20 protein-coding genes are annotated in these 20,717 nt (G+C 74.2%); 7 read left to right on the top strand and 13 right to left on the bottom strand.

From position 1 onward, the window contains the following. Nucleotides 1-2: 2 nt before the first annotated feature. Genes BMZ30_RS11400 through BMZ30_RS11370 form a run of 7 tightly spaced genes read right to left on the bottom strand, consistent with a single transcriptional unit; the run spans nt 3 to nt 8,164 of the window. Nucleotides 3-1,265 (bottom strand): glycosyltransferase family protein, encoded by a 1,263-nt coding sequence (locus BMZ30_RS11400; RefSeq protein WP_093378850.1) that lies wholly within the window; start codon nt 1,263-1,265, stop codon nt 3-5. Further along, nucleotides 1,262-2,392, bottom strand: coding sequence for a glycosyltransferase family protein (locus tag BMZ30_RS11395; RefSeq protein WP_093378847.1), 1,131 nt, complete (start codon nt 2,390-2,392; stop codon nt 1,262-1,264). Before BMZ30_RS11395 ends, BMZ30_RS11400 begins: the two co-directional genes overlap by 4 nt. After that, nucleotides 2,389-4,191, bottom strand: coding sequence for an ABC transporter ATP-binding protein (locus tag BMZ30_RS11390; protein WP_093378844.1), 1,803 nt, complete (start codon nt 4,189-4,191; stop codon nt 2,389-2,391). The genes BMZ30_RS11395 and BMZ30_RS11390 overlap by 4 nt, the downstream gene beginning before the upstream one ends. Next, nucleotides 4,188-5,450: a glycosyltransferase gene (locus tag BMZ30_RS11385; RefSeq protein WP_177191360.1), complete on the bottom strand. Its 1,263-nt coding sequence runs from the start codon at nt 5,448-5,450 to the stop codon at nt 4,188-4,190. The genes BMZ30_RS11390 and BMZ30_RS11385 overlap by 4 nt, the downstream gene beginning before the upstream one ends. A gap of 10 nt (nt 5,451-5,460) precedes the next feature. Next, complete coding sequence (locus BMZ30_RS11380; protein WP_093378842.1) at nt 5,461-6,450, bottom strand: Gfo/Idh/MocA family protein; 990 nt, start codon at nt 6,448-6,450, stop codon at nt 5,461-5,463. After that, entirely contained in the window at nt 6,450-7,568 is a 1,119-nt protein-coding gene (locus BMZ30_RS11375; protein ID WP_093378839.1) for a DegT/DnrJ/EryC1/StrS family aminotransferase, read from the bottom strand. Before BMZ30_RS11375 ends, BMZ30_RS11380 begins: the two co-directional genes overlap by 1 nt. Then, nucleotides 7,565-8,164 (bottom strand): acyltransferase, encoded by a 600-nt coding sequence (locus BMZ30_RS11370; RefSeq protein WP_093378837.1) that lies wholly within the window; start codon nt 8,162-8,164, stop codon nt 7,565-7,567. The genes BMZ30_RS11375 and BMZ30_RS11370 overlap by 4 nt, the downstream gene beginning before the upstream one ends. A 135-nt stretch (nt 8,165-8,299) precedes the next feature. On the opposite strand from BMZ30_RS11370, the gene BMZ30_RS11365 reads away from it, so the two are divergent. The 4 genes from BMZ30_RS11365 to BMZ30_RS11350 all read left to right on the top strand — a co-directional run bounded on the left by BMZ30_RS11365 (nt 8,300) and on the right by BMZ30_RS11350 (nt 12,096). After that, nucleotides 8,300-8,989 (top strand): glycosyltransferase family 2 protein, encoded by a 690-nt coding sequence (locus BMZ30_RS11365; protein ID WP_093378834.1) that lies wholly within the window; start codon nt 8,300-8,302, stop codon nt 8,987-8,989. Nucleotides 8,990-9,006: 17 nt separating this feature from the next. Further along, nucleotides 9,007-9,363, top strand: a complete 357-nt coding sequence (locus BMZ30_RS11360; RefSeq protein ID WP_093379212.1) for a DUF2304 domain-containing protein — start codon at nt 9,007-9,009, stop codon at nt 9,361-9,363. A 79-nt stretch (nt 9,364-9,442) separates the two neighbouring features. Further along, on the top strand, nt 9,443-10,717 hold the full coding sequence (locus BMZ30_RS11355) for an LCP family protein (protein WP_229828848.1): 1,275 nt from the start codon (nt 9,443-9,445) through the stop codon (nt 10,715-10,717). A gap of 482 nt (nt 10,718-11,199) precedes the next feature. Further along, nucleotides 11,200-12,096 carry an LCP family protein gene (locus tag BMZ30_RS11350; protein ID WP_229828851.1) on the top strand — a complete coding sequence of 299 codons (897 nt, stop codon included), beginning with the start codon at nt 11,200-11,202 and terminating at the stop codon, nt 12,094-12,096. A gap of 1 nt (nt 12,097) precedes the next feature. On the opposite strand, the gene purE is transcribed toward BMZ30_RS11350, so the two are convergent. Together purE and BMZ30_RS11340 are read right to left on the bottom strand one after the other, a co-directional pair. Next, nucleotides 12,098-12,631: a 5-(carboxyamino)imidazole ribonucleotide mutase gene (gene purE / locus BMZ30_RS11345; protein ID WP_093378827.1), complete on the bottom strand. Its 534-nt coding sequence runs from the start codon at nt 12,629-12,631 to the stop codon at nt 12,098-12,100. After that, nucleotides 12,628-13,848 (bottom strand): 5-(carboxyamino)imidazole ribonucleotide synthase, encoded by a 1,221-nt coding sequence (locus BMZ30_RS11340; RefSeq protein WP_093378824.1) that lies wholly within the window; start codon nt 13,846-13,848, stop codon nt 12,628-12,630. Before BMZ30_RS11340 ends, purE begins: the two co-directional genes overlap by 4 nt. Nucleotides 13,849-13,889: 41 nt before the next feature. Between BMZ30_RS11340 and BMZ30_RS11335 the strand changes: the two genes are divergently transcribed. Further along, on the top strand, nt 13,890-14,402 hold the full coding sequence (locus tag BMZ30_RS11335; RefSeq protein ID WP_093378822.1) for a GtrA family protein: 513 nt from the start codon (nt 13,890-13,892) through the stop codon (nt 14,400-14,402). Between the two features lie 10 nt (nt 14,403-14,412). Here BMZ30_RS11335 and BMZ30_RS11330 read toward each other — a convergent pair whose 3' ends face one another. Beyond that, a complete protein-coding gene (locus tag BMZ30_RS11330; RefSeq protein ID WP_093378819.1) occupies nt 14,413-15,744 on the bottom strand; it encodes a sensor histidine kinase in 1,332 nt (443 codons plus the stop codon). A 6-nt stretch (nt 15,745-15,750) separates the two neighbouring features. Then, nucleotides 15,751-16,434, bottom strand: a complete 684-nt coding sequence (locus tag BMZ30_RS11325) for a response regulator transcription factor (RefSeq protein WP_093379209.1) — start codon at nt 16,432-16,434, stop codon at nt 15,751-15,753. A 124-nt stretch (nt 16,435-16,558) separates the two neighbouring features. On the opposite strand from BMZ30_RS11325, the gene BMZ30_RS11320 reads away from it, so the two are divergent. Then, nucleotides 16,559-17,788, top strand: a complete 1,230-nt coding sequence (locus BMZ30_RS11320; protein ID WP_229828853.1) for a sensor histidine kinase — start codon at nt 16,559-16,561, stop codon at nt 17,786-17,788. Further along, on the top strand, nt 17,785-18,498 hold the full coding sequence (locus tag BMZ30_RS11315) for a response regulator (protein WP_093378817.1): 714 nt from the start codon (nt 17,785-17,787) through the stop codon (nt 18,496-18,498). Before BMZ30_RS11320 ends, BMZ30_RS11315 begins: the two co-directional genes overlap by 4 nt. Here the strand turns inward: BMZ30_RS11315 and sigJ are convergent. Continuing rightward, nucleotides 18,465-19,436: an RNA polymerase sigma factor SigJ gene (gene sigJ, locus BMZ30_RS11310; RefSeq protein WP_093378814.1), complete on the bottom strand. Its 972-nt coding sequence runs from the start codon at nt 19,434-19,436 to the stop codon at nt 18,465-18,467. The two genes, BMZ30_RS11315 and sigJ, sit on opposite strands and share 34 nt — an antisense overlap. Then, entirely contained in the window at nt 19,433-20,647 is a 1,215-nt protein-coding gene (locus tag BMZ30_RS11305) for an NAD(P)/FAD-dependent oxidoreductase (RefSeq protein ID WP_093378812.1), read from the bottom strand. Before BMZ30_RS11305 ends, sigJ begins: the two co-directional genes overlap by 4 nt. Nucleotides 20,648-20,717 lie beyond the last annotated feature (70 nt).

Raw genomic sequence — 20,717 nt, 5'->3', positions numbered from 1 at the left:
GTTCATCCTGCCAGGTGCGGCTCGACGCCGAGGAACGGGGCGAGCACGCGCGCGGACGTCGCGCCGTCGTGCAGGTCCGCGACGAATCCCGGGCCCTGCTGGGCGACGCCCACGTAGTGGTCGCGCTGCGCCACGACGTCGCGCAGCACCGCCTCGATCGTGTCGGGCGTCGCCTCCACCACGGGCAGGTCCTTGCCGCTCGAAGCTCGGACGTGGTCGCGCACCTGCGCCGTCACGTGCGACACGACGAGCCGCCCCGCGGCCATGGCCTCGCACGCAGCCACGCCATAGTTGCCGATCCGGAACTGGTCGAGGACGACGTCCGCGTCGCGGTAGAGCGCGGGCATCTGGGCGGCCGGCACGCCCGCGATCCGGCGGTACTCGACCACCCCCTCGGCGTGCAGCCGCTCGAGCGCGGGGGCTATCAGGTCCGAGCCCTTGACCACGGGGTTGCTCGGCGCGTGCACGACGACGGGGACAGCCCGCGCGAGCGGCGGCACGTCGCTCCGCCACGCCTCAGGGACGACGACGACGGGCAGCCAGGTCGCGTCGGGCACGTCGAGCAGGAGGTCGGGCGTCGAGGCGAGGACGGGGACCTCCGGCGCCTGCGCCCGTACCCGGGCGACGCCGGCCGCGTTCCGGGTCGCCCCTTCCTCGAGCCGCGGCGCGAGGTCCCAGTCCGCGAACGGCGACCACGGCGTCGCGTCGACGTGCCGGCTCGGCAGCCGGATGTCGCTCCCGTGGAAGAGCAGTGCGACACGAGTCCCGCGCGCACGCAGCGCGAGGGCCTCGTCGAAGGCGTCCGAGCGCGATCCGAACAGCGGGCGCCCTGCCTCGATCACCACATGGCTGAAACCATCGACGTACGCCCGCTGCCGACGCTGCCAGGAGGGCGAGGTCGCGTACACGGCGACGGGGACGGCGTCGTCCACGGGGAAGCGGAAGTCCTCGGGGCGCTGGAACGCCATGCTCACGGCGCCCACGCCGGGCAGCCGCTCAGCGGCTCGCGCCCACCGGAACCCCTGCCCGGCAAAGTTGGCAGGCGCGACGTACAGCCGCATGGGCGTGGAGGGCGCGGGCGGCGGCACGGGGATGTCTGCCCTGGAGTACCGAAGCTGGCCCGGGTTCAGGGCGAGCACGAGCGGCTCGGGCAGCGCACGGACGAGCGCGTCGAGCGCGCGGTTCACGGGTGCGGGCACGGCCCGCCGGACCCCGGCGACCGTCCGCAGCAAGCCCTGCCGCAGGCCGGCGACGACGCCGCTCACGGCAGTCGGTACCGGACGTAGCGCCGCAGCGTGCCCTCGCGGTCGAGCACGCGCGCGAGCGAACGTGGCAGCACCGTCGCGAGCCGACCGGCAGCGGCCCGCCGACGGGCGGCCGCGACCAGGTCCGCAGCCGTCGGCGCAGGCGCAGCGAGGACGACGTCGAGCGCGTCCCGATCGGCACGGGAGAGCGGGGCGGGGGCACCGGGTGCGAGCGCGACCCACGCACGCGCGACGTCCCCCAGCAGCGCGGGCTCGTCATCGGCCCAGCGCGCGCCGTCCACGCGGCGGGCGAGCGCACCGAGGACGTGCACGCGCAGCATCGTCACGGCAAGCGCGCGGCGCGCGGGCGCGGGCAGGTCGGCCACCCACGGCTGGGCAGCCAGCCCCCGGACGCCGCCGAGCTCGTCCGCAAGCGCGCGCTCGGCCGACGTCACCCGGTCGGGGGCGTCCGTGCCGATGTCGTACGGCGGGTCGCTCGGCACGTGGTCGATCCGGGCGCCCGAGAACCACAGTCGGGCGCTGAACGCGAGGTCCTCGCCCGTGCGCAGGCCCTCGGTCAGGCGCAGACCGAGCCGCTCGACGGTCGTCCGGCGCAGGATCCCGAGCGGCGCGCTCCGCGAGGCGAGCCGGTCGCGGACGGGGTCGAGCGGGCGGGTGCGCCAGGAGGTCGTGGGTCGCACGAGCGGGTTCTTCAGCCGGCGCCCGCCCTGGCGCAGCGGGGCGACGACGGCGTCGCTGCCCCGGGTCTCCCCGACCGTGAGCATCCGGTCGAGCGCGCGGCGGGCGAAGGTGTCGTCCGACCCCAGCAGCGCGACCCAGCGCGACGTCGCGGCCTCGAGCCCGTAGGTGAACGGTCCGGTCGGGCTGCGCTGGCCGTCCTGGAAGCCGAGCAGGCGGACGCGGGGGTCGTGCGGGTCGACGTCGCCCGCCCGCAGCTGGTCCGCGATGGTCGCGATCCCGACGCCGTGGCACACGACGATCGCACGAGCTTGCGGGCACGCGAGCACCGACGCGACGGCGCGATCGACCCGGCGCGTGGGCGAGTGCACCGCGATCACGACGTCGAGGAGCACGTCGCGGCGGGAGCGGTCGCTGGTCGTCACGCTCGTCGTCGTGCTGTCCGTCATCGTTCCTCCTCCGTGTCGCGTGCGACGAGGCCGGCCAGGCTGGCCTGCGTCGCGAAGTCCGGCACGGCCGCGACCAGCTCGTCGAACGTCCCGCGAGCGGCGATCGTCCCGTCGGCCATGAAGCACACCTGGTCGCTCGCGCGGATGGTGGACAGGCGGTGCGCGACCGAGATCACCGTGACCTCGCCGCGCAGCTGCGCGATCGCCCCGGCGACGCTGGCCTCCGTCTGCGTGTCGAGCGCGCTGGTCGCCTCGTCGAGCACGAGGACGAGGGGGTCCGAGTAGAGCGCGCGAGCGATCCCGAGCCGCTGCCGCTGACCGCCGGACAGCGCCATGCCGCGGTCGCCGATGCGGGCGTCGAGCCCACCGGCCCGGTTCTCCACGACGTCGAGCAGCTGGGCGCGGGCGAGGCAGTCCCGGACCTTGTCCCGGTCGATGTCGTCGCCCCACGTCAGGGCGACGTTCTGGGCGACGCTCGCGTCGAACAGCGAGACGTCCTGCGGCACGTAGCCCACCCGGCGACGCCAGGCGGCGAGCACGTCGGCGAGCGGCTTGCCGTCGATGTCGATCGTGCCCTCGCTGGGCACGAGCAGGCCGAGCAGGATGTCCACGAGCGTCGACTTGCCCGCGCCCGAGACCCCGACCAGCGCGAGCGTCGTCCCGAACGGCAGGTCCAGGTCGATGTCCCGCACGGCGGGCTCGCCGCCGCTCGGGTACGTGAACGCGACGCCGCGCAGGGTCAGGTTGCGCGGTTCGCCGTCGAGCGGCTCGCGGCCCACGGTCTCGGCGTGCGCGAGGTAGCCCGCGGCCGCGTGGATGTCCGTGATCACGGCCTCGACGTTGGGGATGTTGGCGGACGTCGTGGCGATCACCGACTGGAAGCTCGTGATCGCGGGGACCATGCGGAAGCCCGCGACGGCGAACAGGGCGACGGCGCTGAACGCCGGCCCCGCCCCTCCGGTGGCGTAGGCGACGCCGCCCACGAGCACGAAGCCCCCGACGATCGCCGACTCGATCACGTACCGCGGGACCGCCGCGAGGAAGGACAGGTTGGCCCGGGCCCGGGTGGTGCTGCGGCGGTTCTCCTGCACGACGGCGGCGACCTCGCCCGCCTTGTCGCGCAGCGTGATCTCCTTGAGCGCCCCGACCATCTCCGTCATGAGCCGCGCGACCTTGAAGGAGTAGTCGCGGTTCACGCGGCCCGCGACGATCGACTTGCGCGAGACCCAGAAGTACATCAGGGCGCCGATCAGACCGAGGTACCCGAGCGTGAGCGCGGCGGTGACCGGCTGGGCGATGACGAGCACCACCAGCACGCTGAGGAACGTGGCGCCCAGCGAGGGCAGGCCAGCGACGGGAAGCAGGAAGCCTGCCGTCGCGTTCGCGATGCCGACGTCGGCGAGCCGCACGAGCTGCGACGTGTTCCGGCTGAGCCGGTCCGTCCAGGGCGCGCGGATGTAGGCGTCGAACAGCCGGTTGCCGATCTCGAGCTCGTACGCGGCGAAGCGCCGCGTGACCACCCAGTGCAGCGCCACCGCGAGCAGCCCCTTGACCACGATCAGCGTCGAGACCGCGACGACGATCCAGACGTAGGAGTCCTCCCCGACCGGGCCGATCACGGGGAGCGAGACCGGGTTGCCCGCGACCATCGGCGCGAGGGTGAGCGCGAGCAGGCCGAGTGCGGCGATGTCGAGCAGCGCGAGGGCCGAGCTCGCCAGCATGTAGATGCTCAGGAAGCGCCGCGCCCGCCCCGGCAGCAGCGGGAGCAGGTTCGCCATCGTGCGCCAGATGAGCTTCACGCGGTCTGGTCCTCGCTGTCCTGGGCCGTCGGCCCGCCGGGCCGCTGGAGCGCCCATCGTCGCACGGCGCGTGCGGCCTGGGCTCCCGATCCCTGGAGCGAGACGTGCTCGGCCGCCCACTCCGCGAGCGCGTCGCGGCGTGTCGCGCGCGTCGTCGGATCGGTGACCTCCGCCGAGGCGAGCAGGTCGACCAGGGCCGCCGCGACGTCGTCGGCGTCGAACGCGACCGCGCGACCGAGATCGTGGGCGGCCATGAGGTCGCGTGCGGGCCCGACGCCGCTGAACACCACCGGCGTGCCGCACGCCACGGCGGCGAGCAGCTTGGTCGGGAACGCCATGTCGTAGTTCTGGCCCGGCTTCAGGCTCACGACGGCGGCCTCCGCGTGCCGGAGCCAGCGCGCGGCCTCCGCGGGCGGGACCATGGGCCGGCGGTGCACGTGCCCGGGTACGAGCTCGTCCGCGAGCGCGCCGATCTCCTCCCACTGGCTGCCGTGCCCGAGCAGCACGAGGTCGACGTCCACGTGCGCGCGCACGGCGGCCAGGGCACGGACGAACACGTCGGCGCCGTGCCAGGAGGACGTCGTGCCCGTGTAAACGAGGTACCGGGGCGGCGCCTCGTCGGGCCGGTCAGCGTCCGTGTCGGTGTCTACCGGCTGGCGCGTGAACACCGCCGTGTCGATCCCGTGCGGCACGACCTCGAGGTCGACCGGCCGTCCGGCGAGCGCGCGGACGCGGTCGGCGACCGCCGGCAGCACGGCCAGCACGCCCCGGGCCCCGCGCAGCGCACCCGACTCGAGCCACCCGAGCACCCCGCGCACGAGGGCCGACCCGCCGTCGCTGACCACCGCGTCCGACCACACGTCGGCCGCGTAGTAGACGTACGGCGCGCGGCGCAGCGCGCACACCGCGCGGACGACCATGCCCGTGGTAGGCGGCGGCTCGACGACGACCACGTCCGGCCGGCGGGTCACCAGCAGCCGCAGCGCGAGCGGGAAGTCGAAGCTGAGGTAGGGCAGGTACCCGCGCACGTACCCGCTCGCGTCGCGCAGCACGGGCCAGCGCCGGACCCGCGCGCCGCCTGCCACGGGTGGATCCGCGGGCGTCGCCGCCCCCGCCTCGCTGCCCGGCCGCGGCCGGGTCGTGAGCACGGTGACGTCGTCGCCCTGCGCCACGAGCGCGTCGACGAGCGCGGCGAGGCGGAACGACGCGGCTGCCGGCTCGGGGGCGAACAGCCGCGTCGCGACGACGACCCGGCTCACAGGGCGCGGCTCACAGGCTGACGGTGCGCCCGCGGTCGGCCGCGCTCGCCAGCATGGCCTCGGCGACGCGCAGGGTCGTCAGGCCCTCGGCCATCGTGACGGTCCGGTTCTCCTCGCCGAGCACGGCGTCCCGGAACGCCTCGAGCTCGTTGCGCAGCGGCTCGCGCTTGGCGATCGCGTACCGGATCACGTCACCCTCGCTCACGCCGCGGAACGAGGCCACCGACTCCCACTCGGTGGCGACGGTGCCGTTGGCGTAGAACGTCACGTCGCCGCTCGAGGTGTCCGCGGTGAGCGCGCCACGCTCCCCGGTGACGATCGTGATGCGCTCCTTCATCGGGGACAGCCAGTTCACCACGTGGTTGACGATCACCCCGTCGGCCAGGCGTCCGGTCGCGAGCACCATGTCCTCGTGCGACCGACCGGAGCGGAAGGCGGTCTGCGCGGAGACCGAGTCGTACGCGGCACCCGCGACCCACGCGGTCGAGTCGATGTCGTGCGTCGCGAGGTCCTTGATCACGCCCACGTCGGCGATCCGGGCCGGGAACGGACCCTGGCGCCGGGTGACGATCTGGTAGACCTCGCCGAGCTCACCGGCGGCCACGCGGCGGCGGACCTCCTGGATGGCCGGGTTGAAGCGCTCGATGTGGCCGATGCAGCCCACGAGGCCCGCGCGGCCGAACGCGTCGCGCACGCGCTCCCCCGCCGGGACGTCCAGGGCGATGGGCTTCTCGACGAGCGTGTGCACGCCGGCCTCCGCGAGCGCGACGGCCACCGGCTCGTGGAAGGCGGTCGGCACGGCGACGACGGCCATGTCGATGCCCGCCGCGATCAGCGCCTCGACGTCGCGGAGCACCTCGAGCGGGCCCGCGACGCGGAACGGGTCTCCCCCCGGGTCCGCGACAGCGACGAGGTCGACGCCGTCCATCTCCCGCAGAACGCGCGCGTGGTGGCGCCCCATGGCACCGAGGCCGATCAGGCCCGCCCGCAGCGCGGCCATCAGGCGCCTGCCCCGGCCACGGCGACGACGGCGTCGACGATCCTGGTGAGGTCGGCCTCCGTCAGCGACGGGTGCACCGGCAGGGAGACGACCTCCGCGGCGGCGCGCTCGGTCTCGGGCAGGTCGAGGCCCGGGGCGAAGTGCTCGAGGCTGGCGAGCCGGTGGTTGGGGATCGGGTAGTAGACGCCCGCGCCCACCGCGTGCTCCTCCTTGAGCGCGGCCACGAAGCGGTCGCGCTCCGCGCCCGTCGAGCCCGCGAGGCGGATCGTGTACTGGTGGTAGACGTGCACGGCGCCCGGCGCCACCGCGGGGGTGACGACCCCGGCGGCCGCGGCGAGGCCGGCGTCGAGCGTGGCCGCGTTGGCCTGACGCTGCGCGGTCCATGCCGGCAGCTTGCCCAGCTGGACGCGGCCGATCGCCGCGTGCACGTCGGTCATCCGGGCGTTGAAGCCCACGACCTCGTTCGCGTACTGGCGCTCCATGCCCTGGTTGCGCAGCAGGCGGACGGCGCGCGCGACGTCGTCGTCGACGCACGCGACCATGCCGCCCTCGCCCGAGGTCATGTTCTTGGTCGGGTACAGGCTGAACATCGCGAAGGTCCCGAAGGTGCCGACCATGCGTCCGTCGAGGCTCGCCCCGTGCGCCTGCGCGGCGTCCTCGAAGATCATCACGTCCCGCTCGGCCGCGAGCGCGGCGAAGCCCGGGGCGTCGAACGGGTGGCCGTACAGGTGCACGGGCATGACCGCCTTGGTCCGCTCCGTCAGGACCTCGCGCGCGGCGTCCGGTGTCAGGCAGAACGTCTGCGGGTCGATGTCCGCGAACACCGGGGTGGCGCCGGTCAGCGCGACCGAGTTGGCCGTCGCGGCGAACGTGAAGGACGGGACGACGACCTCGTCGCCCGGGCCGATCCCCGCCGCGAGCAGCCCCAGGTGCAGGCCGGACGTGCCGCTGTTGACGGCCACGCAGGTCCGGCCGCCCGCGAGCTCGGCGGAGAACTCCTGCTCGAACGCCGCGACCTCCGGGCCCTGGGCGATCATCCCGCTGCGCAGCACGCGGTCCACCGCGGCGCGCTCGTCGTCGCCGATGATCGGCCTGGCTGGTGCGATGAACTCGTTCATGCGGTCTCCACCTCGGTCATGGTCGTCCCGGTGAGCTCGTAGCGAGCGCCGGTCACGGGGCACCGGAAGGTGCCGTCCCCCTGGTCATCGAGCCTCTGGCCGGCCTTGCCGACCCATCCCACCTGCCGCGCCGGCACGCCGACGACGAGGGCGTGGGCCGGGACGTCCCGCGTCACCACGGCGCCCGCGGCCACGGTGGCCCAGGCGCCGATCGTCACGGGGGCCACGCACACGGCGCGAGCCCCGATCGCCGCGCCGTCACCGATGGTGACGCCGACGGCGTGCCAGTCGCTCGCGTCCTTGAGCGAGCCGTCCGGGTTGACCGCGCGCGGGTGGGTGTCGTTGGTGAGCACTGCCGCAGGGCCGACGAACACGCCGTCCCCCAGCCGCGCGGGCTCGTACACCAGGGCGTAGTTCTGCACCTTGCAGTGCTGGCCCATGACGACGCCGGTGCCGATGTACGCGCCGCGACCGACGACGCACCCCGCGCCCATCCGCACGTCCTCCCGCACCTGTGCCAGGTGCCAGATCGCGGTGCCGTCACCGAGCTGCGCCTCGGGCGAGACGTCCGCCCCTGGTGCCACACGCACTGCCATCGGGTCCCCTTCCGTGGGCCGACGGCTCGGGTCCGGCGGCAGGTCAGCGCAAGCCTAGCGCGCACCCGCGACAGCGCCGCCGGGACGATGGTCGCGCCCGGAGCCCCCACCGGACCGGGTCGCGGCGGTGCAAGAATGGCTGCCATGACCGGCCTGCCCCTGATCGACGACGCGTGGCTGGTGGTCCCCCTCTTCAACGAGGCCGAGGTCATCGGCGACGTCGTGCGCGGCGCCCGGGAACGCTTCCGGCACGTCGTGTGCGTCGACGACGGCAGCACGGACGGCTCGGCCGCAGCCGCCCAGGCCGCTGGTGCCCGCGTGCTGCGCCACCCGGTCAACCTCGGCCAGGGCGCCGCGCTGCAGACCGGGATCGAGTACGTCGTCGGCGCCGGTGCGCGGTACGTCGTGACGTTCGACGCGGACGGCCAGCACCAGGTGACCGACGCCGTCGCGATGGTCGAGCTCGCCCGAGCCGAGGACGTCGCGATCGTCTTCGGGTCGCGCTTCCTCGACGACCGCACCCGTGCCGGTCTGCTCAAGCGCGTCGTGCTCAAGCTGGCCGTGTGGTTCACCAACCAGAGCACCGGGCTGCGGCTCACCGACGCCCACAACGGGCTCCGGGTGATCCGGTCCGACGCCGCGCGCGGCGTCCACCTCACCCAGGACCGCATGGCGCACGCCAGCGAGATCGTCCTGCACCTGCAGCGCACGCACCTGCCGTGGCGGGAGCACCCCGTGCACGTGCTGTACACCGACTACTCGCGCGGCAAGGGGCAGTCGCTGCTCAACTCGGTCAACATCCTCGTCGACCTCGTCTTCCGCTAGGAGCTCCCGTGGACGTCATGTGGATCCAGGTCGTGCTGCTCGTCGGCATCGGCGTCGTCGCGCTGCTCCTCAACCGGTCCACGGCCGACGCTCGCCACCAGGCCATCCGGCGCCTGATGCTCCTCGGGTTCGTGCTGGCCGCCGCCGTGTCGGTGATGGTCCCGCAGTGGCTGTCGGCCGTGGCGAACCGGCTCGGCGTCGGGCGTGGGGCCGACCTCCTGCTGTACGCGCTCGTGATCGCGTTCCTCAGCTACATCTCGACCAGCCACCGACGCATGAATCAGCTGTCGGCGAAGATCACCGCGCTCACCCGCGAGCTGACGCTCACGGAGGCGCGCCTCGAGGACGAGCGGCGCGCCGGTCCCGGCGCCTGAGCCACCTGCACAAGTCCTCCACCGCCTCACCCCGCGGCTTGCATCGCTGAGCGCACGACGCTCCCTACTATTGACCCTCGTGACTGCCTCACCCATGCGCACCGACGTGCCTCGCCACGCCCGGACCACGCGCAACCACCGCGCCGTCCGCGCCGTCGCGCTCTCCGTCGTCGGCGTCCTGACCTTCGTCGGCGTCGGGCTCACCTCCGCGACCGCCCGGCTCCAGGGCAACATCGGAACCGGTGAGGTCACGCAGCTGCTCGGCGGCGACCGCCCCGAGAAGGTGGCCGACCCCGACGACCCCAACGCCGGCAAGGACCTGAACATCCTGCTGATGGGCTCGGACTCGCGCGGCGACGGCGACGTGGTGGACGACGGGGTCGGAGGCATGCGCTCGGACACGACGATCGTGCTCCACGTGTCGGCCGACCGGTCGCGCGCGGAGCTGGTGTCGATCCCGCGCGACTCGTTCGTGCAGATCCCCTCGTGCACCGGCACCGGAGGCGCCACCAGCGCCGCGACCGCCGGGCGCTTCAACTCGGCGTTCTCGCTGGGCTGGTCCGTGGGAGGCGACGTCGCCTCCGCGGCCGCCTGCACCATCAAGACGGTCGAGGCGCTCACGGGCGTGTACATCGACCACTACGCGGTCGTGGACTTCGCCGGCTTCGAGAACATGGTCGACGCCCTTGGCGGCGTCCCGATCTGCGTGCCGAACGACATCGACGCGCCCAAGGCCGACCTCAAGCTCACCGCCGGCTTCCAGACGCTCGACGGCAAGGACGCGCTCGGCTTCGCCCGCGCTCGCACCGGCGTCGGCGTCGGCGACGGGTCCGACACCAACCGCATCGGCCGGCAGCAGCAGCTGATGTCCGCCATGGTGAACGAGGCCCTCAGCCAGAGCCTGGTCACCGACCTGCCCAAGCTGTACAGCTTCCTCGACGCCGGCACGTCCTCGCTGACGACCAACCCCGAGCTCGCGAGCGTGCCGAACCTCGCGGGCCTCGCCTACAGCATGCGGAGCCTGCGCGCGAAGGACATCACGTTCATGACCATCCCCTGGGTCCCGAACCCCGCGGACACCAACGAGGTGGTCTGGACCGAGGAGGCGATGGCGGTCTGGGCGAACATGGCCTCCGACGACCCGCTCGTGCCCGAGCCCGAGGCTCCCACCGAGCCCGAGGCTCCCACCGATCCGGAGGCTCCCACTGAGCCCGAGGACACGGTCGAGCCGTCGGACGAGCCGACCGACAGCACGACCGAGCCGACCGAGACGACCGAGCCCGAGCCCACCGAGACCAAGAGCGCAGGTCGCGAGGCCTTCACCGGCGCCGACGTCACGGCGGAGTGCGGCTGAGCATGGCAGACGAACCGCGTCGGACGACGCCGCCGAGCTTCACCCCGCAGCACACGCCCGCGCAGCGACCGAGGACGACCGAAGGTGCCGTGCCGGTCGGCCAGGCGGCGGAGCCCAGCGGCGCGCCCCGCAGCCCCGGCGCTGGTCGGATCCCCCCACGGACCAGCTCCGCGCGTCCGAGCACCCCGCAGCCCCCGGGGACGCCGCGCCCCGCTGCTGCTCCGCGCCGGGTCGGCTCCGCGCCTCCCGCGGCAGCGCGGGCCGCGACCCCGCCGCACGGGACCCCGCGGGTCCGCACCGCGGGCGCTGCCCGACCGGCCGCGGCCCCCGCCGCCCCCGGTGTGCGCGCCGGCGCGGGCACGCCGCCCAGCGGCGGCCCCCGTCCTCCCGGCGGGTCCGGACCCCACGGACCCGGCACCCCGGGGAGGCCGGGGCGCCTCCGTCTCCGGCGGGGACGCATCGTCGCCCTGGTCCTGAGCCTCGTGCTCCTGCTCGTCCTCGCGTGGCCGATCGGCCTGCTGCTGTGGGCCGACGGCAAGATCACGCACGTCACGGCCCTCTCCGGAGCGGCCGACACCGCAGGGACCACCTACCTCCTCGCCGGCTCGGACTCCCGCGACGACGGCGCGATCAACGAGGACGGGACCGAGGGTGCGCGCACCGACACGATCATGCTGCTGCACGAGCCGGAGAGCGGCCCCACCGCCCTGATCAGCCTCCCCCGCGACGCCTACACCGACGTGCCGGGTCACGGTCCCGCGAAGCTCAACGCGGCCTACGCCTGGGGCGGTCCCGAGCTGCTCGTCGCGAGCGTCGAAGGCCTCACCGGGTTCACGATCGACCACTACGTCGAGATCGGTCTCGGCGGGGTGCAGGGGGTCGTCAACGCCGTCGGCGGCGTCGAGCTCTGCCTGGACTACGACGTCAACGACAAGCGATCCGGCTTGAAGTGGAAGTCGGGCTGCCACACCGTGAAGGGCAAGAAGGCGCTCGCCTTCATCCGGATGCGCTACGCGGACCCCGAGGGTGACATCGGACGCGCCGAGCGCCAGCGCCAGCTGGTCAGCAAGCTGGTCAAGCAGGTCGCGAGCCCGGGCGTCCTCGTCAACCCCGCGAAGCAGGTCTCGCTGATCGACGCCGGGCTGTCCTCGGTGGCGGTCGACGACGACACCGGCATCATCGACATGGGCCGGCTCGCCCTCGCCTTCCGCGCGGCGGGCGGCCCGGAGGGCATCACGGGCGCCCCGCCGATCGCCAGCCTCGACTACCGCCCCGGCGGGGTCGGCTCGACCGTCCTGCTCGACCCCGACGAGGCGCCCGGGTTCTTCGCCGACATCATGGCGGGCTCGCTGCCCGCGGGGAAGGTCGGCGAGGAGTAGGTCAGCCCCGCTCCCGCGCCTCCCGCAGCGCGCGGCCCTTGGCCGCGGCCTGGTCGCGCAGGCCGTCCTGGTACGCGCTCATCCGCGCGCGCAGCGCCGCCGCCTCGTCGCCCTCGCCAGCGCCGAGGACTCGCGCCGCGAGCAGCCCGGCGTTCTTGGCCCCGTCGATCGAGACCGTCGCGACCGGCACGCCGGCCGGCATCTGCACGATCGACAGGAGCGAGTCCATGCCGTCGAGGTGCTGGAGGGCCACCGGGACGCCGATCACGGGCAGCGGGGTCACCGCGGCGAGCATGCCCGGCAGGTGGGCGGCGCCGCCCGCACCGGCGACGAGGACGCGCAGGCCACGGTCCGCGGCCGTGCGGCCGTAGTCGATCATCTCGGTGGGCATGCGGTGCGCCGAGACCACGTCGACCTCGACGGCGACGCCGAGCTCCTCGAGCACGTCGGCAGCCGCGTGCATGACGCGCCAGTCGGAGTCCGACCCCATGACGATGCCGACCACCGGCCGCCCGCCCGTCGCTGTGTCGCTCATGCGTTCCTCCTCGTGGCGTCTGCCGTCGGTGCTGCTACCCCGTCGTCGGCGTCCTCGCCCCGCAGCAGCGCGGCGGCACGGTTGGCCCGGGCGCGGACCTCGGCCAGGTCGCTGCCGCTCACGGTGACGTGCCCGAGCTTGCGCCCCGGGCGGATCTCCTTGCCGTACAGGTTGACCTGGACGGCGGGGTCGGCCAGCACGTCGGGCAGGGCGTCGGTGAGCGCCGTGAGCCGCGACCCGAGGACGTTCACCATGACGGTCCACCGTGCCACCGGGGAGGTCGAACCGAGCGGCAGGTCGAGCACCGCACGCAGGTGCTGGGCGAACTGGCTCGTGACCGCTCCGGTGATGGTCCAGTGCCCCGAGTTGTGCGGTCGCATGGCGAGCTCATTGACGAGCACGGCGCCGTCGACCTCGAACAGCTCGACGGCGAGCACACCGGTGAGGTCCAGCGCCGTCGCGATCTGCTCGGCGACCGCCTGGGCGTGCGCGGCCAGCGCGGGGTCCAGGCCGGGCGCGGGAGCGAGCACCTCGGCGCAGACGCCGTCGCGCTGCACGGACTCCACGACCGGGTAGGCGGCGACCTCGCCGGAGGGCCGCCGTGCGACCACCGCGGCGAGCTCGCGCACGAACGGCACCTTCTCCTCGACGAGCAGGGCCGGCCCGTCGAGGGCGGCCGAGGCGATCCACTCGCCCACGTCGGCGCTCCCCCGCACCACCCGCACACCCTTGCCGTCGTAGCCACCCCGCGCGGTCTTCACGACGGCCGCGCCGCCGTGCGCGGCGACGAACGCGTCCAGCGCCGCGCGCGCCGCCTCGGGGTCGCGGGGCAGCGCCGCCCACGCCGGGCAGGCCACGCCGAGCTCGGTGAGCCGGCGACGCATGACGATCTTGTCCTGGGCCGCCTCGAGCGCGTGCGGCCCGGGGCGCACGGGCACACCGGCGTCGGAGACCTGGTGCAGCAACGCGTGCGGGACGTGCTCGTGCTCGAACGTGAGCACGTCCGCGGGCCGGCGCTCGGCGTCGCCCAGCGCGACGGCGGACACAGCCGCGGCGTCGGCGGACGCACCGTGCGGGGCGTCGACGACCACCTGCCCCGCGGACGCCCCCGCGCCCTCGACGAGCACGCGGAGCGTCACGCCCAGCTCCGCTGCGGCTGGCGCCATCATGCGCGCGAGCTGTCCGCCACCGACCACTGCCACCACGAGTTCTCCCACGGGCACCCAGGGTAGACGCTTCCCGGCGCTACCCTCGGTGCATGACCAGCAGCGCACCCCCGACGCTCGAGGGCGAGCGGCCGACACCGACGTCCGGGCGGGCCGTGCGCCTGGCGGCGCGCCTGGCCGAGCTCGCGCGCTTCGGGTCGGTGGGGGCCGTCGCGTTCGTCGTCGACCTCGGTCTGTTCAACCTGCTGCGGTTCGGCCCGGGCGACCTCCTCGAGCACAAGCCGCTGACGGCGAAGGTGATCTCGGTCGCGGTCGCGACCCTCGTGTCGTGGCTCGGCAACCGGTACTGGACCTTCGCCGCGCGACGCACCGCCAACCACGTGCGCGAGCTCGCGGGCTTCGCGGTGGTGAACATCGGGGGGATGGGCATCGCCGTGGCCTGCCTGGCGTTCTCGCACTACGTGCTGGACCTGCGCTCGCCCCTCGCGGACAACATCAGCGCGAACGGCGTCGGCCTCGTGCTCGGGATGGTGTTCCGGTACCTCGCCTACCGCCACTGGGTCTTCACGGCACCCGCCGAGCAGGCTCCCGCACCGCGCGGCTGAGCAGGATCTGTCAGGCCGGCGGGCGCCGTCGTCGGCCCCACCCGCTGGACACCACGCTGCCCACCGGCAGCACGACCGACGGGTCGAGGCTCTTCGGGACGCCCGAGAGGAACAGCGCGAACACCGCGGGGCGGCGCTGGGCGAGCTCGAGGCGCCCGCCGTCGGCGGCGGCGAGGTCGCGGGCGAGCGCCAGCCCGAGGCCGGTCCCCGCGCCGGACGTGACCTCGCGCTCGAAGATGTGGGGGGCGAGCTCGTCGGGCACGCCGTCGCCCTCGTCGGCCACCTCGACGACGACGGCGCCGCTCGTCCCCCCGCGCGAGCGCACGGTCGTGGTCCCGCCGCCGTGCTTGAGCGAGTTCTCGATGAGGGTCGCGAGCACCTGGGCGAGCCCGCCCGGCGAGGCGAGCACCCGGGTGCTCTCGTCGATGTCGACCACCAGCCGGCGGCCGGCCTGCTCGAACGTCGGCCCCCACTCCTCGGCCTGCTGCGCGACGACGTCGAGCAGGACGAGCGCCTCGTTGGTGCCGCCGAGGGCGCGCCGCGACCGGCTGAGGAGGTCGTCGACGACGACGACCAGCCGTTCGATCTGCTCGAGCGAGATGCGCGCCTCCTCCTGGACCTCCGGGTTGTCCGGCGCGGCCAGGGCCATCTCCTCGATCCGCATGGTCAGGGCCGTCAGCGGCGTCCGCAGCTGGTGCGAGGCGTCCGAGGCGAACTGCCGCTCGACGGCCAGCCGCGAGGCCATCCGGTCCGAGGACCGCGCGAGCTCCGCGGCGACGAGGTCGATCTCCTCCACGCCCGACGCCTCGACGTGCGGTCGGACCTGGCCGGAGCCGAGCTGCTCCGCCGAGGCAGCGAGGTACAGCAGCGGCGCGGACAGCCGGTTCGCCTGCCAGATGGCCACGAGGATGCCCGCGCCCACGGCCACGACCGACGCCACGATCACCAGCACGACGATCTGCGCGCTGCGCAGGTACAGGTCCCACTGCGACACCTGGACGTAGACGAGCGCGTTGCTGTCCGTCAGGTTCGCGACCTCCTGGGTCTGCCCCGTGATCTCCTCGCCCGCGGTGATGCGCTCACCCGTGGGCGTGACGACCTGGATGTACGCCGACAGCCGCCCCTCCCCGCCGACGTGGGGCTCGAGCGACTCCACGGTGACCTGGTCGTCCCGGGTGAGACGTCCCTCGATCGTGCGAGAGATGTTCTGCGCGCGGATCTGGAGCTCGCGCAGCTCGTTGTTCTTGACGAGCTGCGCGCCGAGGAACGCGAGCGGGAAGCCGAGCAGGAGGACAGCGACCGCGACCGCCGAGACGGTCGCCAGGATCACCCGGCGACGCATCGAGGGTCAGCCGACGCCGGTCTCGAACCGGAAGCCGAGGCCGCGCACGGTCGAGATGTAGCGCGGGGCGTTTGCGTCGTCGCCGAGCTTGCGGCGCAGCCACGACACGTGCATGTCGAGCGTCTTGGTCGAGCCCACGAGCTCCGAGCCCCACACTTCGCGCATGAGCGTGTCGCGCACGACGACGCTCCCGGCGCTGCCCACGAGCACGCGCAGCAGCTCGAACTCCTTGGTCGTCAGGTGCAGCTCGCGCTCACCCTGGAACGCGCGGTGGGCGGCCACGTCGACGCGCACGTCCTGGGCGCGCAGCTCCTCGTCCACCTCGACCTCGCCGTGCGTGCGGCGCAGCAGCGCGCGCACCCGGGCCAGGAGCTCAGCGAGCCGGAACGGCTTGGTGACGTAGTCGTCGGCGCCAGCGTCGAGCCCGACGACGAGGTCCACCTCGTCCGCCCGTGCGGTCAGCACGAGGATCGGCGTCGTCAGACCCTGGCTGCGGATCGCCCGGGCGACGTCCAGCCCGTCCATGTCCGGGAGACCGAGGTCGAGCACGACCAGGTCCGCGGAGCCGACGTTGTCGATCGCTCCCTGTCCCGTGCCCTGGACCACGACGTCGTAGCCCTCGCGGGTGAGCGCACGCGCCAACGGTTCGGCGATCGCCGGGTCGTCTTCTGCCAAGAGCACATGGGTCATGTCGCCATGGTAGGTCATGGCGTCCTCTTGGCACGTCCTTGACGCGCAAGGCTGACGTCGCCCTCCTCACAATGGTCCCGGGGGATGACGCGCGGGCCCGGGGCGGCGACCTAGGGTGAACGGCGTGGAGGAGACGACAGGGACGCGCCGATGGCTGCGCGAGCACCCGCGGACCGTGGACGGCACGGTTGCCCTGCTCGTCGGGCTCATGCTGGCCAGCACCGCGGGGATCTACCTCGGCGCCCTGCCTGCCGCTGTGGCATCGGTCGCGCTCCTCGCGCCGCTGGCCTTCCGCCGCACCAACCCGGTGGCCTCCGCCGTCTCCGTCTACGCGATCGCCGCGGCCTTCACGCCCATGGCGCACATCATCCTCACGCCCGCGATCGTCGCCGTCTGCTGGGCCCTGCACTCGGTCACCGTCCGCGGCCCGCGCTGGGCCCGGCGCCTCGCGCTCCTCGGCGCGCTCCTCGGCGTCGGGATCGGCTCGGCCCAGGTGACGGGTCAGTCGAACGGCGGGCTGGGCGAGGCGGTGAGCTACGCCTTCTTCGGCACCATGCTCGTGCTCACCGTATGGGCGTTCGCCTTCGCGCGCCGCTCCCGGCTGACCACCGTGCAGGCGCTCGAGGACCGCGCCCGCCAGCTTGAGACCGAGCACGAGCAGCTCGCGCGCCTCGCCGCCGCGGCGGAGCGCACCCGCATCGCACGGGAGATGCACGACATCGTCGCCCACTCGCTGTCGGTGATGATCGCGCAGGCCGACGGCGGCAGGTACGCGGCCGCCGCGAACCCGGACGCCGCAGCGCACGCGCTCGGGACGATCGCCGAGACCGGGCGTGACGCCCTCGCCGACATGCGGCGACTCCTCGGCGTCCTGCGCACGGACCAGACCGATGACGACGCCGACGGCGCGAGCGGGTCGACCACGGGCGGGACGAGGTCCCCCGAGCGTGCCCCGCAGCCCGCGAGCGGGGACATCGAACAGCTCCTCGAGCAGATGCGTGAGAGCGGCCTGCGCGTCTCCCTCGTCCGCATGGGCACCGCGCGCCCGCTGCCGCCCGGCGTCGGGCTCGCGCTGTACCGCGTGTGCCAGGAGTCCCTGACCAACGTCCTCAAGCACGCCGGTCCTGACCCGGCGGTAACCGTGCTGCAGCAGTGGAACGCGGCGAGCGTGGTCCTCGAGGTCGCCGACGACGGCCGCGGCGCCGCTGCGACCTCGGACGGGGCCGGGCACGGCGTGCTCGGGATGTCGGAGCGCGCGGCCATGTTCGGTGGCACCCTGGTCTCCGGCCCGCGCCCCGGCGGCGGGTTCCGCGTGCGCCTCACCCTTCCCCTCCCCGACCGGAGCGAGCGATGACCGACCTCCCCGCACCTGACCAGATCCGTGTGGCCCTGGTCGACGACCAGCAGCTCGTGCGCGCCGGCTTCCGGATGGTGATCGACTCTCAGCCCGACCTGCACGTGGTGGCCGAGGCCGGGGACGGCGACGAGGCCGTGCGGCTGCTGACGCCGCTGCGCCCCGACGTCGTGCTCATGGACGTGCGGATGCCCGGCACCGACGGGCTCACGGCGACCGCGCGCCTGGCGGAGGCGTGGGCCCGCCCCAGTGCCGCCGGCGCCCAGTCACGGATCATCGTGCTGACGACCTTCGACCTCGACGAGTACGTGCTCGAGGCCATCCGGGCGGGAGCGAGCGGCTTCCTGCTCAAGGATGCCCCGCCCGAGGAGATGCTGGGCGCGATCCGGACGGTGCACCGCGGGGACGCCGTGATCGCGCCGTCGAGCACGCGCCGGCTGCTCGAGCACATGTCCACCGCGCTCACGGGCGACGCCCCCGCCGACCCGGCCGACGACGCCCGCCTCGGCAGCCTCACCGAGCGCGAGCGCGAGGTCCTCGTGCTCATGGCCCGAGGTCGCTCGAACACCGAGATCGGCACGGACCTGTTCGTCGCCGAGGCGACCGTCAAGACCCACGTGGGCCGCGTGCTCGCCAAGCTCGGCGCGCGCGACCGGGTGCAAGCGGTGGTGACCGCCTACGAGTCCGGGCTGGTCCGTCCCGGATCCTGAAGCGCGCCGGGGGCGGGGGGCCCCGACTTCGACGCCGCGGTGCCGGAGGGAAGCTTGTCCGGGTTGAGGACGATCGCGATCTCCGCAACCAGACCGGCCGCGACGGCGACGTCGACGACCGCCGTGATCGCGCCGTCCTCGCGCAGGACTAGACCGCGGCGGCCGTTGACCGGCTCGAACGCGACCTCGGGCGACCTCCCGTGCCGTGCCTGCCCGCCGAGGACCCCGAGGAGGAACCGCGCCACCTGCTCTGCACCGACGACGGCTCGCCGAGCCGCGTGCACGTGGCCTCCGCCGTCCGACCGGGTGATGACATCGGGCGCCAGCACCCGGGTGAGCGCGTCCACGTCACCCGTCCGGCACGCGTCGGCGAAGGCCCGGACCGCCCGGTCCCGCTCCGGACCGTCGACGGCGAAGCGCGGGCGGCCGCGCAGGTGGCGCCGAGCCGACGTGGCGAGCTGTCGGCATGCCTCGGGCGTCCGGTCCAGGATCGCCGCGACCTCGACGAAGGTCAGCGCGAAGACGTCGTGCAGGATCAGCGCCGTGCGCTCCGCGGGGGTGAGCTGTTCCATCGCGGTCAGGAGCGCGAAGGACACGGACTCGTCCAGGGTGACGACATCCTCGGGAGCAGCCGCACGTCCCGCGCCTCGAGGGGCGACCGCGTCACCGAGCACCGGCTCGGGGAGCCAGATGCCCGCGTACGACTCGCGCCGGGCGCGCGCCGAACGGAGCCGGTCGACGCTCAGCCGGCTCACGACCGTCGTGAGCCATGCCACCGGTTCGCGCACGTCGCCCTGCTCCGGGAGGGCGGACCAGCGCTCGAGAGCGTCCTGGACGGCGTCCTCCGCGTCGTGGACGGAACCCAGGAGCCGGTACGCGACCCCGATCAGGTGGCGGTGCACCGCGCCACCAGGGCCGAGGTTGTCGGTGACGGTCATGCCCCGGCTCGCGCGCGCTGGGGACGCGGCCCTGGCGGCACGACGTACGACCCGGGGCGTCGCCGCTCGCGCTCGACCGCCGCCACCGCCATGCGGGTGATCTGCTCCTTCACGAGCGCGGCAGGGCGCCCGTGCAGGGCGAGCGGCAATGGCGTGTCGTCAGGCTTCACGAGCTGAACGTACCCGCCCGCACGACCGAGGCTGAGGCACTGCACCAGATAGCCGACCGGACGTGCGACCACCGGCTCGTGGCGCACGAGCGCCAGCACCGTGTCCTGGGCCCGACGGCCGAGCGCCAGAGCGGACGCGCACGAAGGGCGCAGGTGCCCCCCGACGACGTCCGGCAGCGACACGGCATCCCCGGCGCCCACGATGTCCGGATGCCCGAGCGTCCGCAGCGCGCCGTCGACCAGTAGCCGGCCGCGGCCGTCGACCGGGAGCCCGCTCGACGCCGCGAGCTCGGGCGTCGTGAGCGGGCCGGCCCACAGGCAGAGGTGGGCCGGCACGACGGTCCCGTCGGCCAGGGTGACGGCGTCCCGCCCGACAGCCACCACCGTGGCGGACGTCCGCAGCGCGACGCCGAGCTCGCGGATGGTGCGCTCCACCCGCCCGCGGGCACGTGCCGGGCTGCCGGGGAGCAGGACGCCGGCGCTGACGAGGGTCACCTGCAGGTCGGGGCGCGCCTGGGCCACCTCGCTCGCCGTCTCGACCCCGGTCATCCCCGCGCCGACCACGACGACAGCACGTCCCGGCGCGAGCCCGGCGAGGTCCTGGCGGGCCAAGGCGGAATCCTCGGCGCACGCGACCACGCGGGCGTGGGGGTCCACGGCCGCGGGACGGGCTCCGCTGCCGACGGCGTAGACGAGGACGGAGTAGCCCAGCACGGTCGAGCGATCGACCTCGACCTCCCGTGCGTCTGGGTCGATGCGCGTCGCGTACCCGTCGACGACCTCGACCTCCGGATGGAGCAGGTCATCGAGCGCCCGCGTCACCCCGCCCACCGACCCCGCGATCAGCTGGTGCAGCCGGACCCGCTCCACGAACTGTGCCCCCGGCGCCACGAGCACGACGCGCACGGACGCCGCCTCGTCGGGACGCAGGGCAGCTCTGACGCCGTTCGCCGTCATGATCCCGGCGTACCCCGCGCCGAGCACGAGCACGGTCTGCGAGCCGCCCGGGTTGCCCCTGGTCGGCCGTGCACGATCGGTCATGGTTCCTCCTCGTGGGTGTCCTTCTCACCCGTATGACGAGGCAGGAGGCCAGAGTGTGAGGTCGGCCCGG

It is taken from the genome of Flavimobilis marinus (assembly GCF_900113055.1).
GTDB classification, from domain to species: Bacteria; Actinomycetota; Actinomycetes; order Actinomycetales; family Cellulomonadaceae; genus Flavimobilis; species Flavimobilis marinus.
This window is presented reverse-complemented; position numbering and strand designations above follow the sequence as displayed.

Bases quoted from the DNA above. Each gene is read 5' to 3' on its own strand.
- BMZ30_RS11395 (WP_093378847.1), bottom strand. From the start codon at position 2,392: ATGACGGACAGCACGACGACGAGCGTGACGACCAGCGACCGCTCCCGC.
- BMZ30_RS11380 (WP_093378842.1), bottom strand. From the start codon at position 6,450: ATGGCCGCGCTGCGGGCGGGCCTGATCGGCCTCGGTGCCATGGGGCGC.
- BMZ30_RS11375 (WP_093378839.1), bottom strand. From the start codon at position 7,568: ATGAACGAGTTCATCGCACCAGCCAGGCCGATCATCGGCGACGACGAG.
- BMZ30_RS11370 (WP_093378837.1), bottom strand. From the start codon at position 8,164: ATGGCAGTGCGTGTGGCACCAGGGGCGGACGTCTCGCCCGAGGCGCAG.
- BMZ30_RS11365 (WP_093378834.1), top strand. From the start codon at position 8,300: ATGGCTGCCATGACCGGCCTGCCCCTGATCGACGACGCGTGGCTGGTG.
- BMZ30_RS11360 (WP_093379212.1), top strand. From the start codon at position 9,007: ATGTGGATCCAGGTCGTGCTGCTCGTCGGCATCGGCGTCGTCGCGCTG.
- purE (WP_093378827.1), bottom strand. From the start codon at position 12,631: ATGAGCGACACAGCGACGGGCGGGCGGCCGGTGGTCGGCATCGTCATG.
- BMZ30_RS11335 (WP_093378822.1), top strand. From the start codon at position 13,890: ATGACCAGCAGCGCACCCCCGACGCTCGAGGGCGAGCGGCCGACACCG.
- BMZ30_RS11330 (WP_093378819.1), bottom strand. From the start codon at position 15,744: ATGCGTCGCCGGGTGATCCTGGCGACCGTCTCGGCGGTCGCGGTCGCT.
- BMZ30_RS11325 (WP_093379209.1), bottom strand. From the start codon at position 16,434: ATGACCCATGTGCTCTTGGCAGAAGACGACCCGGCGATCGCCGAACCG.
- BMZ30_RS11315 (WP_093378817.1), top strand. From the start codon at position 17,785: ATGACCGACCTCCCCGCACCTGACCAGATCCGTGTGGCCCTGGTCGAC.
- sigJ (WP_093378814.1), bottom strand. From the start codon at position 19,436: ATGACCGTCACCGACAACCTCGGCCCTGGTGGCGCGGTGCACCGCCAC.
- BMZ30_RS11305 (WP_093378812.1), bottom strand. From the start codon at position 20,647: ATGACCGATCGTGCACGGCCGACCAGGGGCAACCCGGGCGGCTCGCAG.